The organism is Pseudoalteromonas sp. NFXS53, assembly GCF_056629255.1.
This window is the reverse complement of sequence record NZ_JBWVBR010000005.1, coordinates 102,607-124,143: the sequence shown is the minus strand read 5'-3', so window position 1 is coordinate 124,143 and position 21,537 is coordinate 102,607. Positions and strand designations below refer to the sequence as shown.

At 39.9% G+C, this 21,537-nt stretch carries 16 protein-coding genes; 13 read left to right on the top strand and 3 right to left on the bottom strand.

The window, feature by feature from the left end:
* Positions 1 to 37: 37 nt before the first annotated feature.
* The 3 genes from apbC (at position 38) to AC1HJP_RS07795 (ending at position 4,281) form a co-directional block, all read left to right on the top strand.
* A complete protein-coding gene (gene apbC, locus AC1HJP_RS07805) occupies positions 38 to 1,111 on the top strand; it encodes an iron-sulfur cluster carrier protein ApbC (protein WP_480361399.1) in 1,074 nt (357 codons plus the stop codon).
* Between the two features lie 3 nt (positions 1,112 to 1,114).
* Positions 1,115 to 1,708, top strand: coding sequence for a dCTP deaminase (dcd, locus tag AC1HJP_RS07800; RefSeq protein WP_480361323.1), 594 nt, complete (start codon positions 1,115 to 1,117; stop codon positions 1,706 to 1,708).
* Between the two features lie 104 nt (positions 1,709 to 1,812).
* A complete protein-coding gene (locus tag AC1HJP_RS07795) occupies positions 1,813 to 4,281 on the top strand; it encodes an EAL domain-containing protein (RefSeq protein WP_480361322.1) in 2,469 nt (822 codons plus the stop codon).
* Here AC1HJP_RS07795 and AC1HJP_RS07790 read toward each other — a convergent pair.
* Both AC1HJP_RS07790 and AC1HJP_RS07785 read right to left on the bottom strand, forming a co-directional pair.
* On the bottom strand, positions 4,250 to 5,026 hold the full coding sequence (locus AC1HJP_RS07790; RefSeq protein ID WP_480361321.1) for a CLCA_X family protein: 777 nt from the start codon (positions 5,024 to 5,026) through the stop codon (positions 4,250 to 4,252). The genes AC1HJP_RS07795 and AC1HJP_RS07790 overlap by 32 nt on opposite strands.
* Before the next feature lie 2 nt (positions 5,027 to 5,028).
* A complete protein-coding gene (locus tag AC1HJP_RS07785; protein WP_480361320.1) occupies positions 5,029 to 5,628 on the bottom strand; it encodes a tRNA-uridine aminocarboxypropyltransferase in 600 nt (199 codons plus the stop codon).
* A gap of 112 nt (positions 5,629 to 5,740) precedes the next feature.
* On the opposite strand from AC1HJP_RS07785, the gene AC1HJP_RS07780 reads away from it, so the two are divergent.
* Together AC1HJP_RS07780 and AC1HJP_RS07775 are read left to right on the top strand one after the other, a co-directional pair.
* Positions 5,741 to 6,088 (top strand): Hpt domain-containing protein, encoded by a 348-nt coding sequence (locus tag AC1HJP_RS07780; protein WP_480361319.1) that lies wholly within the window; start codon positions 5,741 to 5,743, stop codon positions 6,086 to 6,088.
* Between the two features lie 82 nt (positions 6,089 to 6,170).
* Positions 6,171 to 7,385, top strand: a complete 1,215-nt coding sequence (locus tag AC1HJP_RS07775) for a pyridoxal phosphate-dependent aminotransferase (protein ID WP_480361318.1) — start codon at positions 6,171 to 6,173, stop codon at positions 7,383 to 7,385.
* 56 nt (positions 7,386 to 7,441) lie between these two features.
* On the opposite strand, the gene AC1HJP_RS07770 is transcribed toward AC1HJP_RS07775, so the two are convergent.
* A complete protein-coding gene (locus tag AC1HJP_RS07770) occupies positions 7,442 to 8,476 on the bottom strand; it encodes a LacI family DNA-binding transcriptional regulator (RefSeq protein ID WP_480361317.1) in 1,035 nt (344 codons plus the stop codon).
* A gap of 293 nt (positions 8,477 to 8,769) precedes the next feature.
* On the opposite strand from AC1HJP_RS07770, the gene pgi reads away from it, so the two are divergent.
* The 8 genes from pgi to AC1HJP_RS07730 all read left to right on the top strand — a co-directional run bounded on the left by pgi (position 8,770) and on the right by AC1HJP_RS07730 (position 21,464).
* Entirely contained in the window at positions 8,770 to 10,410 is a 1,641-nt protein-coding gene (pgi, locus tag AC1HJP_RS07765; RefSeq protein WP_480361316.1) for a glucose-6-phosphate isomerase, read from the top strand.
* A gap of 271 nt (positions 10,411 to 10,681) precedes the next feature.
* Positions 10,682 to 12,154, top strand: coding sequence for a glucose-6-phosphate dehydrogenase (gene zwf, locus AC1HJP_RS07760; RefSeq protein WP_480361315.1), 1,473 nt, complete (start codon positions 10,682 to 10,684; stop codon positions 12,152 to 12,154).
* On the top strand, positions 12,154 to 12,861 hold the full coding sequence (gene pgl, locus AC1HJP_RS07755) for a 6-phosphogluconolactonase (RefSeq protein ID WP_480361314.1): 708 nt from the start codon (positions 12,154 to 12,156) through the stop codon (positions 12,859 to 12,861). The genes zwf and pgl overlap by 1 nt, the downstream gene beginning before the upstream one ends.
* 640 nt (positions 12,862 to 13,501) lie before the next feature.
* Positions 13,502 to 16,081 (top strand): TonB-dependent receptor, encoded by a 2,580-nt coding sequence (locus AC1HJP_RS07750; RefSeq protein ID WP_480361313.1) that lies wholly within the window; start codon positions 13,502 to 13,504, stop codon positions 16,079 to 16,081.
* Positions 16,082 to 16,178: 97 nt separating this feature from the next.
* Positions 16,179 to 17,732 (top strand): tryptophan halogenase family protein, encoded by a 1,554-nt coding sequence (locus tag AC1HJP_RS07745; RefSeq protein ID WP_480361312.1) that lies wholly within the window; start codon positions 16,179 to 16,181, stop codon positions 17,730 to 17,732.
* Positions 17,733 to 17,734: 2 nt separating this feature from the next.
* Positions 17,735 to 19,291, top strand: coding sequence for a tryptophan halogenase family protein (locus AC1HJP_RS07740; RefSeq protein WP_480361311.1), 1,557 nt, complete (start codon positions 17,735 to 17,737; stop codon positions 19,289 to 19,291).
* A gap of 138 nt (positions 19,292 to 19,429) precedes the next feature.
* Complete coding sequence (locus AC1HJP_RS07735; protein ID WP_480361310.1) at positions 19,430 to 20,140, top strand: SapC family protein; 711 nt, start codon at positions 19,430 to 19,432, stop codon at positions 20,138 to 20,140.
* A gap of 295 nt (positions 20,141 to 20,435) precedes the next feature.
* Positions 20,436 to 21,464: an isoaspartyl peptidase/L-asparaginase family protein gene (locus AC1HJP_RS07730; RefSeq protein ID WP_480361309.1), complete on the top strand. Its 1,029-nt coding sequence runs from the start codon at positions 20,436 to 20,438 to the stop codon at positions 21,462 to 21,464.
* The last annotated feature ends 73 nt before the right edge of the window (positions 21,465 to 21,537 follow it).

Here is a 21,537-nt window from a genome sequence, read left to right as displayed (position 1 = left end):
CGAGGTCTTTTTCATCATTCGAGCACGTTTTATTTTTATGTTTGGACTTAATAAACTGTTTGGCAAACTTAACCCCGAAAAAACGGCGATTTTGACCGCATTATCTCAGTATAAAAGTGCGGTATTTCCTTTTGGTATTGCCAATGACTGGGTAGAAAAAGTCGATAAAGTTGATGACGGTTTTGAGGTGCACCTTAATTTACCCTTTGCAGCAAAAAATGCGTTACTAGACATTGAAGCTGAACTGCTTGAGAAAACACAGACAAAAATTAGTCTAAGTGTTGAAATTTCATTAACTGCAAAAGATAAATTCAAACAAATAAAGCACATTATATTAGTTGCATCGGGTAAAGGTGGGGTAGGTAAGTCGACCTCTGCGGTGAACTTGGCTTATGCGATGGCAGCACAAGGTGCCAAGGTCGGTATTTTGGATGCTGATATCTATGGCCCGTCTATTCCGTCTCTATTTGGTTTAGAAGACGAAAAGCCAACAACAAAAGATAATAAAACGCTGCAACCCATTGTTAAAGACGGCATTAAAATGCAGTCTATTGGTTTTTTAGTACCTGCAGAAGATGCCACTGTATGGCGAGGCCCTATGGCTTCTCAAGCACTTAACCAATTATTGAATGAAACAGATTGGGGCGAGCTGGATTATTTATTTGTTGATATGCCGCCTGGTACAGGTGACATACAGCTCACAATGACGCAAAAAGTGCCAGCCAGTGGTGCGGTGATTATTACTACACCACAAGATTTAGCCCTTGCCGATGCACAAAAGGGCATCGCGATGTTCAATCAAGTGAACTTGCCTATTCTGGGTCTGATTGAAAATATGAGCCACTACATTTGTGGCCATTGTGGTGGCAAAAATCATGTATTTGGTCAGCAAGGGGGTGAGCGATTGGCTAGCCGTCATGGTGTACCATTATTGGCCGAAATTCCTTTAGATATTGAGATAAGAACCCACTCTGAGCAAGGTCTTAATATTGCAAAACAGCCTATTAAGGCAACAGAACATTACACAGCATGCAGTCAACTTATCGCAAGCATGCTGCATTACCAATCAAGCACAGACTCACAGGTTGAGATTGTGATGACGGACGACTAAGAAATGAGATTATCTGATACCCATATTAAACAAGCCATTGCAGATCAAAAAATTATTATTGAGCCTGCACCAAGTGATGAAATGATCTCTGGGATCACCCTTGATTTACGTTTAGGTAATAAGTTTCGTGTATTCCAAGATCATGGTGCGCCATATATTGATTTGAGTGGTCCAAAAGACAAACTAAACGATGCCATGGAATCAATCATGAGTGATGAAATTGAGTTGGGCGAAAATGAGCAGTTCTTTTTACACCCGGGTCAACTGGCTTTAGCGATGACTTATGAGTCAGTGACTTTACCTGCGGATTTAGTTGGTTGGTTAGATGGTCGCTCTTCTTTAGCTCGTTTAGGGCTCATGGTGCATGTGACTGCACATCGAATTGATCCAGGCTGGTCTGGCAATATTGTTTTAGAGTTTTACAACTCAGGAAAGTTACCGTTAGCACTACGTCCAAAAATGAAAATTGGTGCGCTCAGTTTTGAAACTATGACAAGCCCAGCTGAACAGCCTTATAACGCGCGTAAAGATGCGAAATATAAGGGCCAGAATAGTGCGGTGGCTAGTCGCATCAGTGACGATAATTGTAATAATTAAATCAGTATTAAAGATTAAATTTATTTACATTTTTAACCTGGAAGTTCCCTAAAAAATCGACATACTTACTGTTTAAGCGGCGAGCTTAAATTCAAGGAGATGGTATGTCGATTTGGGCTTTGAGGTTTTCAGCAATCATTTTGCTACTTGTTTTTTCACAAGTAAGTGCAAAGGAATTTGATGTCTTCTATCTTGAAGATGTGCCCAACACACAAGTTTCTATTTTAGACGTTCTTCAAGACGACGCTCGCTTTGTTGTTCAAAGTACGAACACTTTGTCTATCACTTCAGGACAAAAACATTGGTTCAAGATAGAGCCTAGTTTAATGTCTTTTCCTGACAGTTTTCATTGGGTGCTTCATACAGACCAATTACAGAAAGGTCAGCTGTCTTTCTATTGGGTTCAATCCGGAAAGTTAATCAGTAAATCTGTTTTCTCTCGTCTTAACAATAGCGCACCCGTATATAAGATTTTTCCGCATATAAGGCTAACTTCGCAACATAACGATGTAGCCATTTACATCGAAGCGGATAATCCAGATAACAAACAGCTTAGTGTAAAGCTATCTACTGCAGAAGAGTTTGATAATTTAAAACAAACACGTCAGTTTTGGTATGGTACCGAACTTGGCTTACTTTATTTTGTCGGCTTATTCATGTTTTTAATGGCTGCAACGAGCAAATATAAGTACCTTGCATATTTAGGTGGCTATTTCACTTTTATTGCTTTGCAATATAGTGTGATCACTGGGGTTATTTATTTTTATCTCCCTGACTTAGCTGCCGATTATGTGTCATCTTTAACTGCTTCTTGGTTATTTTTTAGTGCTGCTGCCTGCATAATGTTTAATGCTAAGTTTTTTGCATTGAAGCAGCATTATAAGAAAGCCTACAGAGTGGTTCAGACGACAGCGCGGTTTCTATTAGCGGCAGCCTGTTTTGTTTTAATTTTTCAATCATCTATATCAACAGCTGCACAAGTCGTGAGCTTTACCGCTTTGATAACCTGTATGCTGACGATTTATTACTTTGCATTTGTAAGTCAGCGACCTCTGATAAAGCTAATGTTTATCGCTTGGTTTCCGGCATTACTCATTGAAATAGGCCGATTAGGTCTTGAATCTGGCACTATTGCTCAAAGCGATTTGGTTTGGCCTGTCAGAGTGTTGGTTTTTGTTCATGTTATTCTTATTTGCGTCGCCATTTATTTACTTGATAAGAAAAAGCAGGATTCATTTTTATTTTATAGCTTACATGATAAAGATACAGGCTTGGCAAATCGTCAAGCGCTTCAGCAATTTCTAGATACTTTAGTCGCAAATAAGAAGAACCACACAGTTTTAGCATTTAGACCCATGATGTCGGATCAAATTAAGTTAAGCTTCGGTGTGGAGTATGCAAGTAAGCGTTTAAGGGTTTTGTTTAAAGAGCTTAAGTCACAAATTAACCCTTACCTTGAAAGTGAAAGCGACCAACAATCACATCAAATTTATAAGCTCTCTGATGGCACTTTTGCACTCGTGTTGATTGGTGATCTCTCACTGAATCAAATCGAGCAATATGTTTGCGTTATTGCGGGTGTGTTTGAAGAAGGGGTTGAGCACAAAGGGTTTCAACTTTCAGATCAAATCAAAGTCGGGGTTGCACATTACCCCACCCATGCAATTAATGGTGAACTCTTAGTGCAAAGAAGTTTATTGGCTTTGGCTGATAACCATTCATTTGGGGTCAACTGGCATATTTATGATCCAAGTATAGCGGCTATGGCTGAAAGGAGATTAAAGCTATCGGCATCACTTCAGCATGCGATACAAAACAATGAGTTGTCACTGTTCTTACAGCCACAAGTATTGCTTTGCACCGGGCAAGTATATGGTGCTGAGGGTTTGTTACGCTGGCATCATCCGGATCTAGGGTTTGTTGCGCCCGATGAGTTTATACCCATAGCTGAAGCTTCAGGGCAAATAAATGTCTTAACTGAGTGGGTTATTACACAGGGGTTAAGTTATCAGAAAGAAATTGTTGAGCTATATCCGAACCACATGCTTTCTTTGAATATTTCAGGTAAAGACTTATCGAGAAAAGAGTTGATAGTGCAACTGATTACTCAGCTAAACGAGCTTTCATTAGACCCCTCGCAAATTATTTTGGAAATCACAGAATCTGTTGCGATTGCCGGTAAAGGCAAACTAAAAGAAACCATTGAAGACTATCGTCATTTAGGGGTGAAAATTGCGATTGATGATTACGGCACGGGTTACTCTTCACTCGCTTATTTAAGTGAACTTGGCTTTGATGAACTAAAAGTTGATAAGCAGTTTGTCATGGATATTGAAACTTCCAGTAAAAATCAAACAATCTGTAAGACGACTTGTGATATGGCAAAGAGCTTAGGGTCGATGGTGGTTGCAGAAGGGGTCGAGAACTTAGCAAGTTACAATAAGCTGATGCATTATGGCTGTGACATAGCCCAAGGTTACTTTATTTCAAAACCCATCAAGTTTGAAGATTATATGCTGTGGTTGAGCCAAGCTAATTTGGCTATCGATGTAAAGCAGCTCCTAGTGCGTTGAAATAACGATAAATACTAGTTTCTAACTGCCCTCTAAGTGTTTTATCAGGAAAACCTCCTTGTTGGGCGAGCTTACTTTTTTTGACGCCAGACACTAAGTAGTGGTTTTTAATTTCAGTATGGTGGCCGATGCAGGATTCAAACGCGCGGGCTGTCATTTCTTGCGGACGGCTAAAATAATTTTGTTGATAGGTTTTATCGAGCGTAATCGACTTTATGAAGAAGGTACTTTCTTGTTTCCCCGTTTCATCTAAAAAGCAGTGTTTATAAAAGTTTGAGAGTTCTTCATTCAGTGGGTGGGGGTGATAAGCGCTTTCAGTAAGCCACTTCACTGAGGCAAAATCAAAATATTGACTGTTCGGATATAAGAATTTACAGATGTAATGATCAAATGCATGCCACCATTCATGGGCCAGCGCCCCAGCGCCAGCGTTTTTAGCTAAAGCGAGTATTTTCCCATTGCTGTCATAATGAGCCTGCACACCTTTTTGCCCTCCTGAGCCAAAACTTAAACTTAGCGTTTTTCTAAGACCAATTACTTCAGGAGGAATGTTCAGTATTTGAGTTAAATCAGCCAGGCTATCGTAAATAAGGTTAGCTGCAATAAAACGCTCTTCTTTAGTCACCCAAGCGCCGACCGTGATTGTTTTGAAGCCAAAGGTACGTTTAATATCTTCAAACAATATTTGGTCTCCAAATCTATAATCTGGTCCTTGTCTGTAAAAGTCACTCGTTAGCCTTGCCATCGTTATTCTTCAAAGTACCTTGCTTTAACATGCTCGGGCATAAATTTGGTTTGTTGTTCAATCATGCCGTTAAGTAGGTGCAACAAAGGTTGATTATCACAGCCGTCAACGATATTAATAAAGTGCCCAACCGCTTCTAAGGTCGAGAGACTGTAGCTTTGCTCTGCTTTACGGATACGATATTGGTTCTCAGGTATAGCTGAAAAACTGATTTTTTGTAGTGCGTGTAAGTGAGGGTTTAAAGCAAAGATTTTATTGGTTTTCTTCCAAGTACCATCAATAACCACTAAATGCGTGAGCTTAGGAGAAAGTGCTGAGCAGCTATGAGCATCAATAGTGTCTTCGCCTGGATATAAAAGTGCGGTGCTCTCTTTAGGAAGAGCATTGAGTACTGACGCGAAGTCACTTTCGGATTCGCCAACAACAACTTGTATATCGCTTAATTGTAGCTGCAAAAGACGAACGGTATTTTTAGCCAGATTTACTTCATCGGGGTGCTGTAAAATGACAATTTTGGTGCGATTCTTTACTTTCTTAGTGACATAATCGCAGACACACGTTGTTACAGGATAATGACATTTTGTACAGTTTGATCGTTTCATTTTCGTTTTCAAGCTCGTAACCTAAGCTGATTTTATCATATTGAAGATTATCTTTTGCCAACATGCTGGTATTTTACTACATTATTGAAAGATATAACGAAAGAGAGCAGTTATGAATGTAACAATCAATGAAGATGCGCTGGCCGGGATGCAAGCTCTGCTAGGAGAGCAATTTGCTGATACGGTGGTGTTTTGTTGTAGCGAGTTTGAAAGACTCGAAAATGAATTGAGAATGGCGCTAAACAACGATAAACAAGAAGCCATTCGTCACGCCCATAGTTTAAAGTCAAATGCTGCGCAATTTGGTGCAACAAGCCTAAGTAATTTAGCGCGTGCGATTGAACAAGGGCTAATACAAGATGACCTTGATGATATGGACGACAATATGGCGCGTCTATCTGCTCAAGTATCAGGCTCAAAAGCGCAATTATTACAATGGTTAGAAGAAAATTGCAGCTAGAATAAAATTCATTTCATTTATCTTATTTCCCTCTGGTTTTTGCCGTGTGCTTTAGGCTATGCTGGCTCTATTGGGGGGAAATATGTCAAAAATTACTAAAAGCAATAAATTACATGGCGTTTGTTATGACATTCGCGGCCCTGTTTTGCAACAAGCAAAGCAGATGGAAGATGATGGTCTCAAGGTTCTAAAGCTAAATGTAGGTAATCCGGCCTCTTTTGGTTTTGATATGCCAGAAGATATGCACAGAGACATTATTCGAAATCTTTATGCCGCACAAGGCTACTGTGATTCAAAAGGGCTTTATTCTGCTCGAGTCGCTGTTTATCAACATTATCAGCAAAAGGAATTACCACACATTAGTGTAGATAACATTTACATTGGTAATGGGGTGAGCGAGCTTATACAGATGACCACACAAGCGCTGCTAAATTCGGGAGATGAAGTACTTATTCCAGCTCCTGATTATCCGCTTTGGACTGCATCAGTGAAGCTATCAGGTGGTAAGCCAGTGCATTACATGTGTGATGAAGAGCAAGACTGGTTCCCAGACATTGCTGATATTCGTGCTAAAATCACAGATAAAACTAAAGCGCTGGTGTTAATTAACCCAAATAACCCGACAGGGGCAGTTTACGACAAAGCATTATTAGAAGAGTTGGTTAAAGTCGCGCGAGAGCATAACTTACTTATTTTGAGCGATGAGATTTACGAAAAGATACTTTACGATGGGGTAGAGCACTTTTCTATTGCTGCATTATGTGATGACCTGCCTGTTATTACTTTCAATGGGTTGGCGAAAACGTACCGCGCTGCCGGCTTAAGAATGGGCTGGATGATCTTAAGCGGTAATATAGAGGCGATGAGCGACCTTATTACCGGTCTAGATATACTGGCTTCGATGCGTTTATGTGCCAATGTACCAGCGCAATTTGCCATTCAGCAAGCCCTTGGCGGTGTACAATCTATCGATAATTTAATCGAGCCCGGCGGCCGTCTATACGAGCAAAGAAACATAGCCTACGAAGGGCTTAACGCCATTGATGGGATCAGCTGCGTGAAACCTAAAGGGGCGCTCTACGCCTTTGCGAAAATTGATGTAGAAAGATTTAACGTTACTAACGATGAAAAAATGATGCTGGACCTTCTAAAGCAAGAAAAAATATTACTTGTGCATGGCCGAGCTTTTAATTGGTATAAACCTGATCACTTCCGCTTGGTTTTCTTGCCTCATAAAGATGAATTGATACCTGCGATGGACAAAATGCAGCGTTTCTTTGCAAGTTATAAGCAGTAATATATTTTAAAACATAAAAAAAGCGCCTGTTGGCGCTTTTTTTATGTTTGTAACTTTTATACAGGCGCGGGACCTGTGCTTTCCCGTACCACGATAGACGGTGTAAAGTTTGTTATGATGTCTTTTTCTTGCTTACGGCTGCTGCGCGCTTTACTAAACAGTAGACGAGCCGCATGTTCAGAGATCACGTTATTGGCTTGGTGAGCGGTGGTTAGTTTTGGCCAAGTTTGGCGAGAGAAGGGTGAATCTTCGAATCCAGAAATAGATAGTTGCGCTGGAATTTCAATGTTCATCAAACGAGCAGCAAATAATGCCCCCGCGGCAACTTCATCGTTACCGCCTAAAATAGCGGTTACACCAAGCTTGTTGTTATCAGCCAAAAGGTGTTTTGCACCGTTGACGCCCGACTCGAAAGAGTAGTGACCTTCAAAAATCAGTGATTGATTAAAACTGATATTGTTATCGGCTAGTGCTTGTTGGTAGCCCGCTAATCGTTCTGTTGTTGATTTGTGCTCTTTGTCACCTAACACGAATGCAATATTTTTGTGGCCGTGTTTAATGAGGTGCTCTGTAATTTCGTATGCTGCCGCGAAGTCATTCACTAAGATGCAGTTATTTTTTCCTTCATTCTGTTCTTCACGACCAGATAGTAAGCGAACATACGGCATATTCATTTCATCAAGCATCTCGATGATATTTTGCTGTTCTGAAAGTGGTGGTGTTAGCACAAGGCCTGCAAGGCGAGAGCGTTGGATCATAGTTTTGAACTCATCTTGCATTTGGTCGTCAGTACTACTGCAAGGGTGAATAACCAACTCAAATCCTTCATCTCTACAACGAGAAAGTACACCATTTTGCATATCAATCACGTAATAAGCATTCGGGTTATCATAAACAAGCGCAACCGCAAATGAAGACGTACCTGCCAGATTTCGCGCTGCGATATTAGGTTGATAGTTCAATTCCTTGACGGCTTCCATAACGAGATCATAAGTCTTTTTACGTACAGAAGGTTCTTTGTTGATAACGCGAGATACTGTCTTCATAGACACGCCAGCTAGTTTGGCAACGTCATTAATAGTCACTTTCATAATTTATTATTCTTCAGCGTGAGAGAGCGAAACGGGCTCTTATTTCATTAAATGGTAATGATGATTAACTATTTTAACCAGGAAAGGAAATAAATAGCATCCTATCTGGAAATAAAAATTTGACTGATACCGGTGTCATTTTAAAAATAATCAGGTATTATCCACATTCTAAAATTGGAAATTAGCTAATTGACAGCGTTGTCATTTTAACTTATGGTTAACTCTGTCGAGTAAAATTAGTGCCGTTTTCAATTTTTAAGTATGTGCACAATCGTGTTTTAGAGGAATGAATTATGAACTGCCGAAGTGAACTAAGTAGCTGGCAAGCACTTGAGAAATCAGCAGAAAGCTTGAAGCAACAATATTTAAAGTCGTTATTTGCAAACGATGAAAAACGCTTTGATAAGTTTTCTACTCAGATCCCAGGTATTCTTTTCGATTACTCTAAACAGTTAATTGACGATTCAACATTTGCTCAACTTATTAAACTTGCCGAGCAATGCGATATTGCTGCTTGGCGCGAAAAAATGTTTTCGGGTGAGAAAATTAACATCACTGAAGACAGAGCAGTGTTACATACAGCACTAAGAAATCGTTCGAATTCAGTGGTTGAAGTAGATGGCGAAGATGTCATGCCATTAGTAAACGCTGAACTTGAAAAAATTAAAGCATTCACTGAAAAAGTGCGCTCAGGTGAATGGTTAGGCTTTACAGGCAAGCCTGTAAAAGATGTGGTTGCAATTGGTGTAGGTGGTTCTAACTTAGGCCCACAAATGGCAACTGAAGCGTTAAAAGCTTACGCAGATGACACGTTAAATGTACATTATGTTTCGAACGTTGATGGTGTTCAGTTACACCAAGCACTTGCGGGCTTAAACCCTGAGACAACGTTATTTGTGATTTCTTCGAAAACGTTTACAACGTCTGAAACCATGACCAATGCACGTTCATCAGTTGCGTGGTTCTTAGAGTCTGATGCAGCAGAAGCTGACATTGCAAAGCACTTTGTTGCCGTAAGTACCAATCTTGAGAAAACACGCGCGTTTGGTATTGCAGACGAAAACGTATTTACCATGTGGGATTGGGTTGGTGGTCGCTTCTCTCTTTGGAGTGCTATCGGTTTACCTATCGCACTATATTTAGGTTACGAGCAGTTTGAAGCTGTGTTGGAAGGCGCTTTCGAAATCGACGAGCACTTCAAAACAGCTAAATTTGAAGACAATATTCCGCTGATCATGGCGCTTTTAAGTGTTTGGAATGCCAGCTTTTTAGGCCATACAGCGCAAGCAATTTTACCTTATGATCAAGCGCTACATATGCTTCCAGCTTACTTACAACAGGGTGAGATGGAGAGTAATGGCAAGCATGTATCATTTGATGGTCGCCAAGTGCCATATACAACTGTCCCACTTATTTGGGGTATGACAGGTATTAATGGTCAGCACGCATTTTATCAGTACTTACACCAAGGTAATACAATTGTACCAGCTGATTTCATTGCGTCATTGAAGCCTCAGCATAATGTTGGCCAGCATCACGATATTTTATTATCGAACTTCTTCGCACAAACTGAAGCCATGATGGCGGGTGTTGATGCAGAGCAGGTTCGTGCAGATTTAACTGCAAAAGGCAAATCTGAAGCAGAAATTGAGCAATTAATTGCACACAAAATTCATCAGGGTAATCGCCCAACAACGTCTATGATATTAGATGTGGTTGATGCCAAAGCGGTAGGTCGATTAATCGCTTTATATGAGCATAAAATTTTCTGCCAAGGCATTATTTTAGAGATTTGTTCTTTTGATCAATGGGGTGTTGAACTTGGTAAAGGTTTAGCATCAGCGATTGAAGAAGAATTAACACAAGAAAATGTTGAGCACCAACACGATAGCTCAACAGCTGGATTAATTGCTTATTACAAGCAAAATCGTTAATGGATTTCGCCTCATCCGAGGCACACCGGTTTCACGCAAAGTGAAAACAATACCTTTGAACGGGTAGCGCTGGAGTTCTTAGGGCCTGTATTTTTGTGAGAGGAATTACAGAGCCCCTAAGACTCATTTTAATCTTTTTCATCATTCCAGCCCCCGTAAAATGCAAACGAATTCAATACCGCAAACCAAGCTTGCTTGGTAAACTACCCAGCAAGCAAGTATGTAGCGCGCCAGAGCCAAACGTCGCGCCTAACCATGTAGAGAGTAAATTATGCTTAACCCTTTTGATATTGTAATTTTTGGCGGTGGTGGTGATTTAGCACTTCGTAAATTATTGCCAGCGATGTATAGAGCTTATCAAGAAGGCAACTTACCTGAAGGCTCTCGTATTTTGCCAACCGTTCGTGGTCAAGAACAACAACAAGAATACATTGAAACGGCGCATCAGGCACTTAAGTCATTTTTATCTGACGGCGAGTTTAATGATAAAGATTGGCAAGCGTTTTCAACTTATCTGATCCCTGTTGTGATCAACGTGACTGAAGCGGATGATAACTGGGATGAATTACACAAGATTCTTAATTCAGACGCAGAAGATAAGTCTCGTGTTTTTTACCTATCACTTCCTCCAGCCGTATACGGTCAATGTTGTGAAATTTTATCGTCTAAGAGCCTTATCACAGAAACGTCACGTGTCGTAGTAGAAAAGCCTATTGGCTATTGTGGTAAGTCTGCAGAAGAAATTAACGCACGTATCGCGGAGTTTTTCAAAGAAGAGCAGATCTTCCGCATTGATCACTACTTAGGTAAAGAAACAGTACAAAACTTAATGGCACTTCGTTTCTCGAATGCATTATTCGAAAACCTGTGGGATGCCAAAACCATTGATAATATTCAGATCAGTATTTCTGAAACAGTTGGTTTGGAATCTCGTGCCGGGTTCTACGACAAAGCAGGTGCTTTGCGTGATATGGTTCAAAACCACCTGTTGCAGCTACTTTGTTTAGTAGCAATGGAATCTCCGCATAAGTTAAATGCAAAGAGTATTCGTACAGAGAAATTAAAAGTACTTGAAGCACTTCGCCCTTTACTCGGTGAAGATGTAGATAATAACGTTGTACGCGGCCAATATGTACCGGGTGAGTTAGGCGGAAAAATTGTCCCAGGTTACCTAGAAGAGCTTGCAGAAGGCGCGAGTACAACTGAAACATTTGTGGCTATCCGTGCGCATATCGATAACTGGCGCTGGTCAGGCGTACCTTTCTACCTAAGAACGGGTAAGCGCATGAAGCAACGTTGTGCCGAAATCGTAGTTGAATATAAACCTGTTTCACACAATGTATATGGCAATAATGTAGGCCCAGTACAGCCAAACCGTCTTGTTATTCGTCTGCAACCAGAAGAAAGCATTCAACTGACGTTGATGTCTAAAAAATTAGACAAGCACGAAATGCAACTTCAGCCTGTTACGTTAAATATTGAGTTAAGCGATCAGTACGAAAATGGTTTCCACTCAGATGCATACAAACGCCTGATGTTAGATGCTGCGGCAAATAACCCATCACTGTTCATCCATAGACAAGAAGTACGTCGAGCATGGAAATGGATTGACCCAATTATTGCTCGTTGGCAAGAAAAGGGCACACCTTCATTATACCGTGCGGGCTCATGGGGACCAGAAGCGGCAGATGAGCTATTAGAAGAGTGTAACCATAAATGGTTTAACGTAGGAGAGGGCGCATAATGGCTAAGTTAACAGAGCGTTTTTTTGATTCAAAAGAGCAGATGACAGAAGCCTTGTCTACTTTATTAAAAGAGCAATTATCGTCAGGTATTGAGCAAGATGGTAAAGCCGTACTTATGGTTTCAGGCGGTTCATCGCCTGCACCAGCTTATAAATATCTGGCAAACTTAGAATTCCCATGGGAAAAAGTATCAGTTGCTATGGTTGATGAGCGCTGGGTTGATGCGACCCATGAAAAGTCTAACGAAGCATTTATTAAATCAACGCTTCTACAAAACCATGCGGCAAAAGCAAACTTTGTCACAATGAAAAACTCGGCAGAAACTGCAGTTGCAGGGCAAGCTGAATGTGAAAAAGCCTATGCTGAATTAAAAACAGCAGATGTGACTATTTTAGGTATGGGACCGGATGGTCATACAGCCTCATTATTCCCTCATGCTGAAGGTTTAAAGAATGGTCTAGAAAGTACTGATAAGGTATGTGCTATTAATGCTATCGAGAGTGAAGTGACAGGAAGCATCACTGAACGTATGAGCTTAACGCTTAGCGGTATTGCTGATTCTCGTAAAGTGGTTTTACTCATTTCTGGTGATGAGAAAAAAGCGGTGTACGAAAATGCGAAAGCTGAAGTTTCAGAATATGATGTGCCTTTACGAGCAGTTTTAAATCACCCTAATATAGATTTGGCGGTATTTTGGACGCCTTAGTTTATTAATTCACTTATAATTGAGAGCGCGCCTAATGGCGCGTTTTTTGTTTTAAGAGTTGACTAACTTTTTGCATTTTAATTATTAATAAACTCTTTATTAGGGGTTTTAGTTACCAAGAAGTCTTAGTAAAAAAACATATCCTTTAAATCTGTTACCATTTCACTTCAAAGCAATAGTTAACTTAATCTTTAATTGATTACATTGAATTAAATCGAAATAGGCATAGACATAATTGTAATTAAATATGTATAATGACAGCGCTGTCATTGAGAGTAGTTATCACCCTTGAATGCTTCTGCCAAAGCAAATAACTCTTCATGTAGACCTAGAATTGAGATCCACAAGGACATTATGTGGCTCAGTTTAATGGTCCGACTTATCCCTTTTATCTATCCACAAACAAAGATTTTGTGCTATATTCAGTTTGTTTTATGTAACAAATTGTCTTTCATATACGTAAAATTGCAATACTTTCAGAGCCTTATATTTTGTGTTGAATATTTTTTGAGTAGTGCAACAAAAAAAATGTAGCGAAATTGTAATTTACGGTGTATGGTTTGTTATTAGATGACAACGCTGTCATCTTCACTGGGCAGAAGTGAATAAAAAACCAACAAAATGATTCAAGGGGAATCCTGTGTTAGCTAATAATTTTAAGAAAAGCTTAATCGCTGCCAACATCGGTCTAGTACTGACTGCTGGCGTATCGGGCGTTGCATATGCAAATGAAGGCAGCAAAGCTCAAGAAGATGTTGAAGTAATTGAAGTACGTGGTATTCGTGCTTCTAAACGTGAAGATATCAATAACAAGCGTTTTGCAAATGCTGTAGTTGATTCAATTACTTCAGAAGATATCGGTAAATTCCCAGATAAGAACATTGCTGAGTCACTTCAGCGTGTTGCTGGTGTTTCAATCAACCGTGGTTTCGTGGGTGAAGGTGCCGAAGTTTCAATTCGTGGTGTAGATCCTACACTTACTCAAGTTCAATTAAATGGTCAATTTGTTGCTTCAACAGGTTGGTTCTCTCAAGCTGCTAACCGCCGTAGCTTCAACATGGATCTTATGCCATCAGAAATGATTTCTGGTCTTGAAGTTTACAAATCTCCTGTAGCTTCTATTGATGAAGGTGGCGTAGGTGGTACTGTTGTAATGCGTACTCGTAAGCCATTAGAACTAGATGCAAATACTTTCTTCGGTTCAGTTGAAGCAAACCAAAATACTTTAGCTGATGATACTGGTTTTGGCGCGACAGGTCTTGCTAGCTGGAAAAATGATGATGAGACATTTGGTGTGCTAGTAATGGCATCACAGCTTGAGCAGATTGGCCGTGCTCGTAAATCAGAAAACTACTGGGAAGAGGGCTGGTCAGCTTCAGGTATTGCAGGTTTTGACCAAGACCGTGAGCGTACAGCTTTTGACGTAACGCTTCAGTATGCACCATCAGATAATCTTGATTTTGGCGCTCACTTCTTGCGCACTGAACTTGATGCGTTCAATACAAACCAAAACTTCCTAACAATTAATGGTACTAAGTACGAAAATGGTAATGGTCCATATGTTTTGTTAGATGCTGATAAGCCAAATACAGCCGATAACCGCCGTTACTTAAAAGGCACAGTTACAGAAGCAGGCTGGTTAGCACAGGATACAAACACGCGTAACGCAGTGATGACTAGTAACGTGATGGACTTCTCTGCAACTTATCAAGGTGAGACTTATACAGTATCAGGTGTAATTGGTAAAACTTGGGCAGATGGTGGTAATGGCGGTAATGCCAACGGTCTTTGGGGTCAACCTGTAAATGCTGAAACAGGTATTACTGTTGATATCGACATGGCACTTGCTAACTCAATGGTTATGGTTCCAAATGGTGTTTCTTTAACTGACACTTCTTGGCAGGTTAACCAAGGTGGTTCACTTGCGAAAGTAGAACTTGAAGATGAAGAAACTTATGCACAAGTTGATTTAGACCTTGAAGTTGATTTCGGTGTAATTACTGAAATCGAAGCTGGTATTAAGATACGCTCTCATGAATTTACTTCTTCAGCATATGGTGCGACGCTTAAAGATGGTGCACTAGATGGTAAAGGTATTGCCGACTTTGCTGATGGCAACATGACTGATTTCGGTGAAGTTGTTACTGGTGGTACGCCAACTTCTTATACTAAACTTAACGGTCAAAAGTACTGGGGTTACCTAAATGCGAATGTTGCTGATTGGACATTCAATAAAGGCGATTGGAACCGAGTACAAGAAGATGTATTAGCACTTTACACTCAGGGTAACTTCAGTGGTGACGGTTTCCGCGGTAACATCGGTGTACGTTATGTAGAAACAGAGACTGAATCACAAGCGTATGACGGTTTACTAGTTGGTAAAGACACATTTAAAGGTGATTACTCAGATTGGTTACCAAGCTTTAACTTAGCTTTAGACCTAAGCCAAGACGTAATCTTACGTATGTCAGCAGCAAAAGTAATGACTCGTCCAGGTTACTCTCAATTAGCAGGTGGTTATAGCGGTCTTCCAACTACAACACCTGAAAGTGGTCGTCTTCAAGCTTCTCGTGGTAACCCTGCAATCGACCCGTTCCGCGCTACGCAAATGGATATCGGTCTAGAGTGGTATTACGATGATTCATCACTATTCTCTGTTGCATTATTCAACAAAGATATTGCGTCTTTCATTACGACAATTAAAGTTGATGAGACACTTACATCTGTTCCAGTTCCTGGTACATATGAAGTAAGTATCCCTGATCAAGGTCGTGGTGGTAAGATCGAAGGTGCTGAATTACAATGGCAGACTAACTTTGGTAATGGTTTCGGCGCATTGTTTAACTACACATACGTAGATGCGAAAGGCGAGACAGATGCTGGCGGTCAAATCCAGCTTCCAGGTTCTTCTCGTAACTCACTAAACCTAACGGGTTACTACGAAAGCGAAGTATTTACAACGCGTATCGCATACACTGCTCGTGATCAGTTCTTTGCAGAAGGTACAGCGCTGGGTAATGGTAATGATTCTTTTGATTCACAGTCATTCTTAGATGCGTCATTCACTTGGCATGCAACTGAAAACCTAGACGTAACATTAGAAGGTGTTAACCTAACTAATGAAATTACTTACCAGCGATTTGGTGGTGGTTTACAGTCTCTTCGTGTAGTAACAGACAATGGTTCTCGTTACTCACTTAAAGCTTCTTACCGCTTCTAATTCATAGCGTTAAGAAAAAGGGAAGGCTTGCCTTCCCTTTTTAATTTCTACTAAATAGAAATATACATATTGTAATGAGTTGTAGAGAGGAAAACATATGGAGATTTCGAACACGATTGATTCAGTTGTAATTGTTGGTGGCGGCACTGCAGGTTGGCTAACAGCTTCAAAGCTTGCAAAAAAATTAAATTCTAATAAAGATGGCGCTATTTCTGTTACATTAATTGAATCTCCAGATATTCCCACCGTAGGTGTAGGCGAGGGAACTTGGCCTACAATGAGAAAAACTTTGGCTGAAATCGGTATTGATGAAACAGAGTTTATTCGGTTTTGTAATGCGTCATTTAAGCAAGGCAGTAAATTTGTAAATTGGAAATCAGCGCCTGCTTCTTCAGACAATCATTACTATCATTTATTTTCTTCAATTTTAGACCCCTCTGAATTTAATCTTTCTCCATATTGGAACCTTGGCCAAGCCGGAGAAAAAACATATGCTGAATCAGTGAGTACTCAAGGGTATTTGTCAGACCTATTTAAAGCACCAAAAACCATCTCTTCGAAGGCTTATGATGGTGTTCAGAGTTATGCCTACCATCTTGATGCGGGCAAGTTTTCAGAATTATTAAAAAAACATGCGACGGAAAAGTTAGGTGTAAAGTTCTTATCTTGTAATGTCACTGATGTAAATTCATATAATGAAGAAATTATTAGTGTCCACACAGATACACATGGTGAAATAAAAGGCGATTTCTTTGTCGACTGTACTGGCTTTGCCTGTTTGTTGTTAGGTAAAACTTTAGGTGTACCTTTTAAACCCGTTTCAGATACTTTGTTCACAGATCATGCTGTCGCAATTCAAGTGCCTTATGATGATGATAACTGCGACATTAACAGCTGCACCATATCAACAGCACAAGAAGCAGGTTGGATATGGGATATTGGGCTACAAAATCGAAGAGGTGTAGGGCATGTTTATTGCTCTGAGTTTATGTCTCATGAAGAAGCAGAGCAAACCCTCAGAGACTATATCGGTGAAAGAGCCAAAGATTTACCTGCTAAACTAGTACCTATGAATGTCGGTTATCGTGAGAAGTTTTGGCATAACAATTGTGTGGCAGTTGGATTATCAGCTGCGTTTGTTGAACCATTAGAAGCATCTGCAATTTTCTTGATTGAAGCAGCCTCGAATATGCTTGCAGATCAATTGCCTAAAGATAAATCATTGTTACCTCTTGCAGCAAACAAGTTTAATGATTCATTCCAATTTAGGTGGAATAAAACAATCGACTTCATAAAGCTGCATTACATCTTATCGAAAAGAGATGAGCCTTTCTGGAAAAAAAATAAAGACCCAGAATCTATTCCGCAGTCTTTGAAAAATGCTTTACTTCAGTGGCGTAGTGAACCAGTTAGTGCCTATGATTTCTCACATGTTTATGAACCATTCCCAATGGAAAGTTATCAATATGTTCTGAATGGTATGGAGTTTGAGCAAGACTTAAGCTTAAGTGCTGCTAAATACTCTCAGACCGAACATGCGCAAAAAGCATTCGCCCAAATCGACAAAGTGAAAGATATTTTGATCAAAGAATTGCCGACTAATAGAGAGCTGCTAAACAAGCTTTCGTCTTATAGTTTTACTAAGGTGTAATTATGAGTGCAATAAAACAAGTCGTTATCGTTGGTGGTGGCACAGCAGGCTGGATCAGTGCTGCATTACTCGCTAAAAAGCTTAACACTATTAATCCAGCATCTGTGCAAATTACTTTGGTTGAATCTCCGGATATTCCCATTATGGGAGTCGGTGAGGGAACTTGGCCTACAATCAGAAAAACGTTAGCTGAAATTGGTATTGCTGAAGATGAATTTATTCGCGAGTGTGACGCCAGTTTCAAGCAAGGTGCCGAATTTGTAAATTGGTATCAAAACCCTTCAGATGTTGGCAAGCATAGCTATTTTCATCCTTTGAATGCGACTTTCCATGCGGCCTATGATTTTAATCTTGCACCTTATTGGTTATTAGATAACGCAGAGCATAAATTGCCATATGATATGGCAACGGCATCGCAAAGTTATATTTCACAACAAGGCTTAGCACCAAAACTTATCACTACACCTCAATATGATGCGATTTTAAATTATTCATATCACTTAAATGCTGCAAAATTTGCTGATCTACTTACAAAACATGCAGTTAAACTAGGTGTAAAACATATTAAAGCGAATGTACAAAATGTCGCATTAGATACAGCAGGTTTCATTAAGCAAGTGGATACTGACTCTGCAGGCAGCATTATAGGTGACTTATTCATTGATTGCTCAGGCAGTAAAGCATTGCTTTTAAATGGTGCTTTAGATGTACAGTGGAAAAGTATTTCAGATTATATTTTCAACGACACAGCCTTAGCCATTCAAGTGCCTTATGAAGATGAATCCACGCCCATTGCATCAAACACGATTGCTACAGCGCACCAACATGGTTGGACATGGGATATTGGTTTACAGAATCGCCGTGGTATTGGCTATGTATATAGTAGTAACCACACCAGTGATGAAAATGCATACGATACATTATTAGATTACATAGGGGTTAAAGACACTGACTTAAGCATCAGAAAAATACCTCTTAATCTGGGTTATAGAGAGAAGTTTTGGCATAAAAACTGTGTGGCTGTAGGAATGTCAGCTGCCTTTATTGAACCACTTGAAGCATCAGCAATTTTTCTTATCGAAGCTGCTGTTAATATGATTGCTGAGCAATTTCCACATCATAGGGATAATTTGAGCTTTGTTGAAAAGCAGTTCAACGATACATTTACTCTTAGATGGGAAAAAAGTGTCGACTTTATTAAGCTTCACTACTGCATCTCAAAACGGAGTGATACACAGTATTGGATTGATAACACATATGAGGGCAGTATTCCTAAAAGCTTGCAAGAAAAACTAGCGTTTTGGCGTCATAACGTACCTTCGAAATTTGATTTTGATTATGCGTTTGAGCCCTTTGTATTAGATAGTTACTTGTTCGTTTTGTACGGCTTAAAGTTTGAGACTGATTTATCTCTTAAACAAAGTTGCTATTTACATAAACAGGAAGCAGCAAAGAAAATGCTTGAAGTACAAAAGTTTAATCAGCAATTGGCCGCTGGGTTACCAACTAATAGAGATTTAATTAATAAAATTTTAAAAAATGGGTTGTCTAAAATATAAAACACCCCATATCACTCTTTGATAAAAATATTGTATGTAACAAAAGAATAATTAAACCAGATTATACTTTCAATTTAGATACAAAACCTTTAGCCTTATGGCAAAAGTAATAATTACGTAAACGAACGGAGTAGTATTATGGCGGAGCAACAAGTGCAGCCTTTACATAACGAGAAGCATGCCAACACAAAAGTAAAAAACGGCATCAACGTTGAATTTTTAAAATCACAGCACTTAATGCCAGTAGTAGCGCATGAGTTTGCGCGTGTAGCAACTGAATTCCCAATGGCATTTGTTAAAAACACAGAAACAGGTCAATTTCAGCCAGTTGCTATGTTTGGTTTAGAGCCAGGCGAGAACCTATTTGTACAAGATGGCAAATGGACTGCAGGTTTTGCACCACTAGCGGCTGCACGTTATCCGTTTGGTCTTGTGAAGCACCCTGAAGAAGATCAATTCGGTATTGTTATCGATGAAGCTAGCCCACTAGTTGGCGAAGAAGAAGGTAATGCGTTATTTGCTGATGGCAAAGAAACCGAATACCTAGAGCGTCGTAAAGAAGCATTAGTAAACTATGTAGAGTTTGCACGTGTTACTGAAGCGTTCACTGCTTACCTAGCTGAGAAAGAGCTTTTAGTTCAACAAACTCTAACTGTTGAAATCGCTGGCGAGAAAAAAGACATCAACGGTATCTATCTTGTTGACGAGCGTAAGCTTAACGAACTAAACGATGAAGCATACCTAGAGCTACGTAAACGTGGCTACCTAGCGCCTATCTTCTCTTTCTTAACGTCTACACACCAAGTAGCTCGTTTAGCGCGTTTAAAAGCACAGCGTCAAGCTAGCTAATTATTAAGCGTTTGAAAAAGCACCTGAGGGTGCTTTTTTTGTGCCTGCAATTTGGTTAATTAAGTTCGACGCGTATTGTTGCAATTTAGTTACAAACTTCCCAAGATGTTCAATACCATTACTCATTAATACTCAACCTTTTTGAGGGACTACAACTTACGCTAACTTCGTTATAAACTTTTTATTTAGAACAACTAAATAGCAAAATTTTCGCCTTGTTATCGAGAAGTTTCCTTGCCTCAAAATAGTTCGCTTGATTAAGAGCATTGGTATAAAACAAATCCAAGGATAATATATGAATAAGAAATCTCTATTAGCGGCTATTGGTTTTGCTATATCGAGTTTAAGTGCGATGGCACAAACGCAACCTATTGCAATCGCCATTCATGGTGGTGCGGGTACAATTGAAAAGAGCCGTTTTACACCTGAACAAGAAAAAGCCTACAGAGCTAAATTAAAAGAAGCAGTAGAAGCAGGGTATAAAGTACTTGAGTCAGGCGGTGAGAGCCTAGATGCAGTAACAGCGGCTATTAATATCCTAGAAGATTCGCCTTTTTTTAATGCAGGTAAAGGCGCTGTTTATACTTATGATGGTTCTCATGAATTAGATGCATCTATTATGGATGGCCGAAACCGTCAAGCAGGGGCGGTTGCTGGTGTAAAAACGGTTAAAAATCCGATAGATTTGGCTCGCTCAGTGATGGAGAACTCTGTTCATGTGATGCTAAGCGGAGCAGGTGCTGAGCAGTTTGCAAAACATCAGGGCTTCGATTTTGTAGATAATAGTTACTTTGATACTAAGCACCGATATGAAGCCCTAATCAAAGCCAAAAAGAAACTAGATGCGGCTAATAAAACTAGTAAAGATTATCAGGCTGCGCACCATGCGCTTGCAAACGAATATAAGATGGGTACAGTCGGTGCCGTTGCTTTAGATAAAAATGGCAACTTGGCTGCAGGTACTTCAACAGGCGGGATGACTGCAAAGCGTTTTGGTCGTGTGGGTGATTCGCCAGTAATAGGCGCGGGTACATTTGCTGATAACCGCTCATGTGCTGTTTCGGCGACTGGTCATGGTGAGTATTTTATTCGTTACAGTGTTGCCAGTGATATTTGTGCAAGAGTCGAATATCAAGGAAAGTCAATTGTACAAGCGGGTAAAGAAGTGATCCACGATGTTCTCATGCCTATTGGCGGTACTGGTGGCGTGATCATTGTGGACACCAAAGGCAATATCAGTATGCCGTTTAATACCAAAGGGATGTATCGAGCCAGTAAGTCGTCATCGCAAGAAACCCAGGTCGGTATTTTCAAAAATGATTAATATTTTGTTAGGTTAATTTTCTGAAAATACAGGCAACTCCATGATAGCCAGCTATATTTAATTTAGCTGGCTT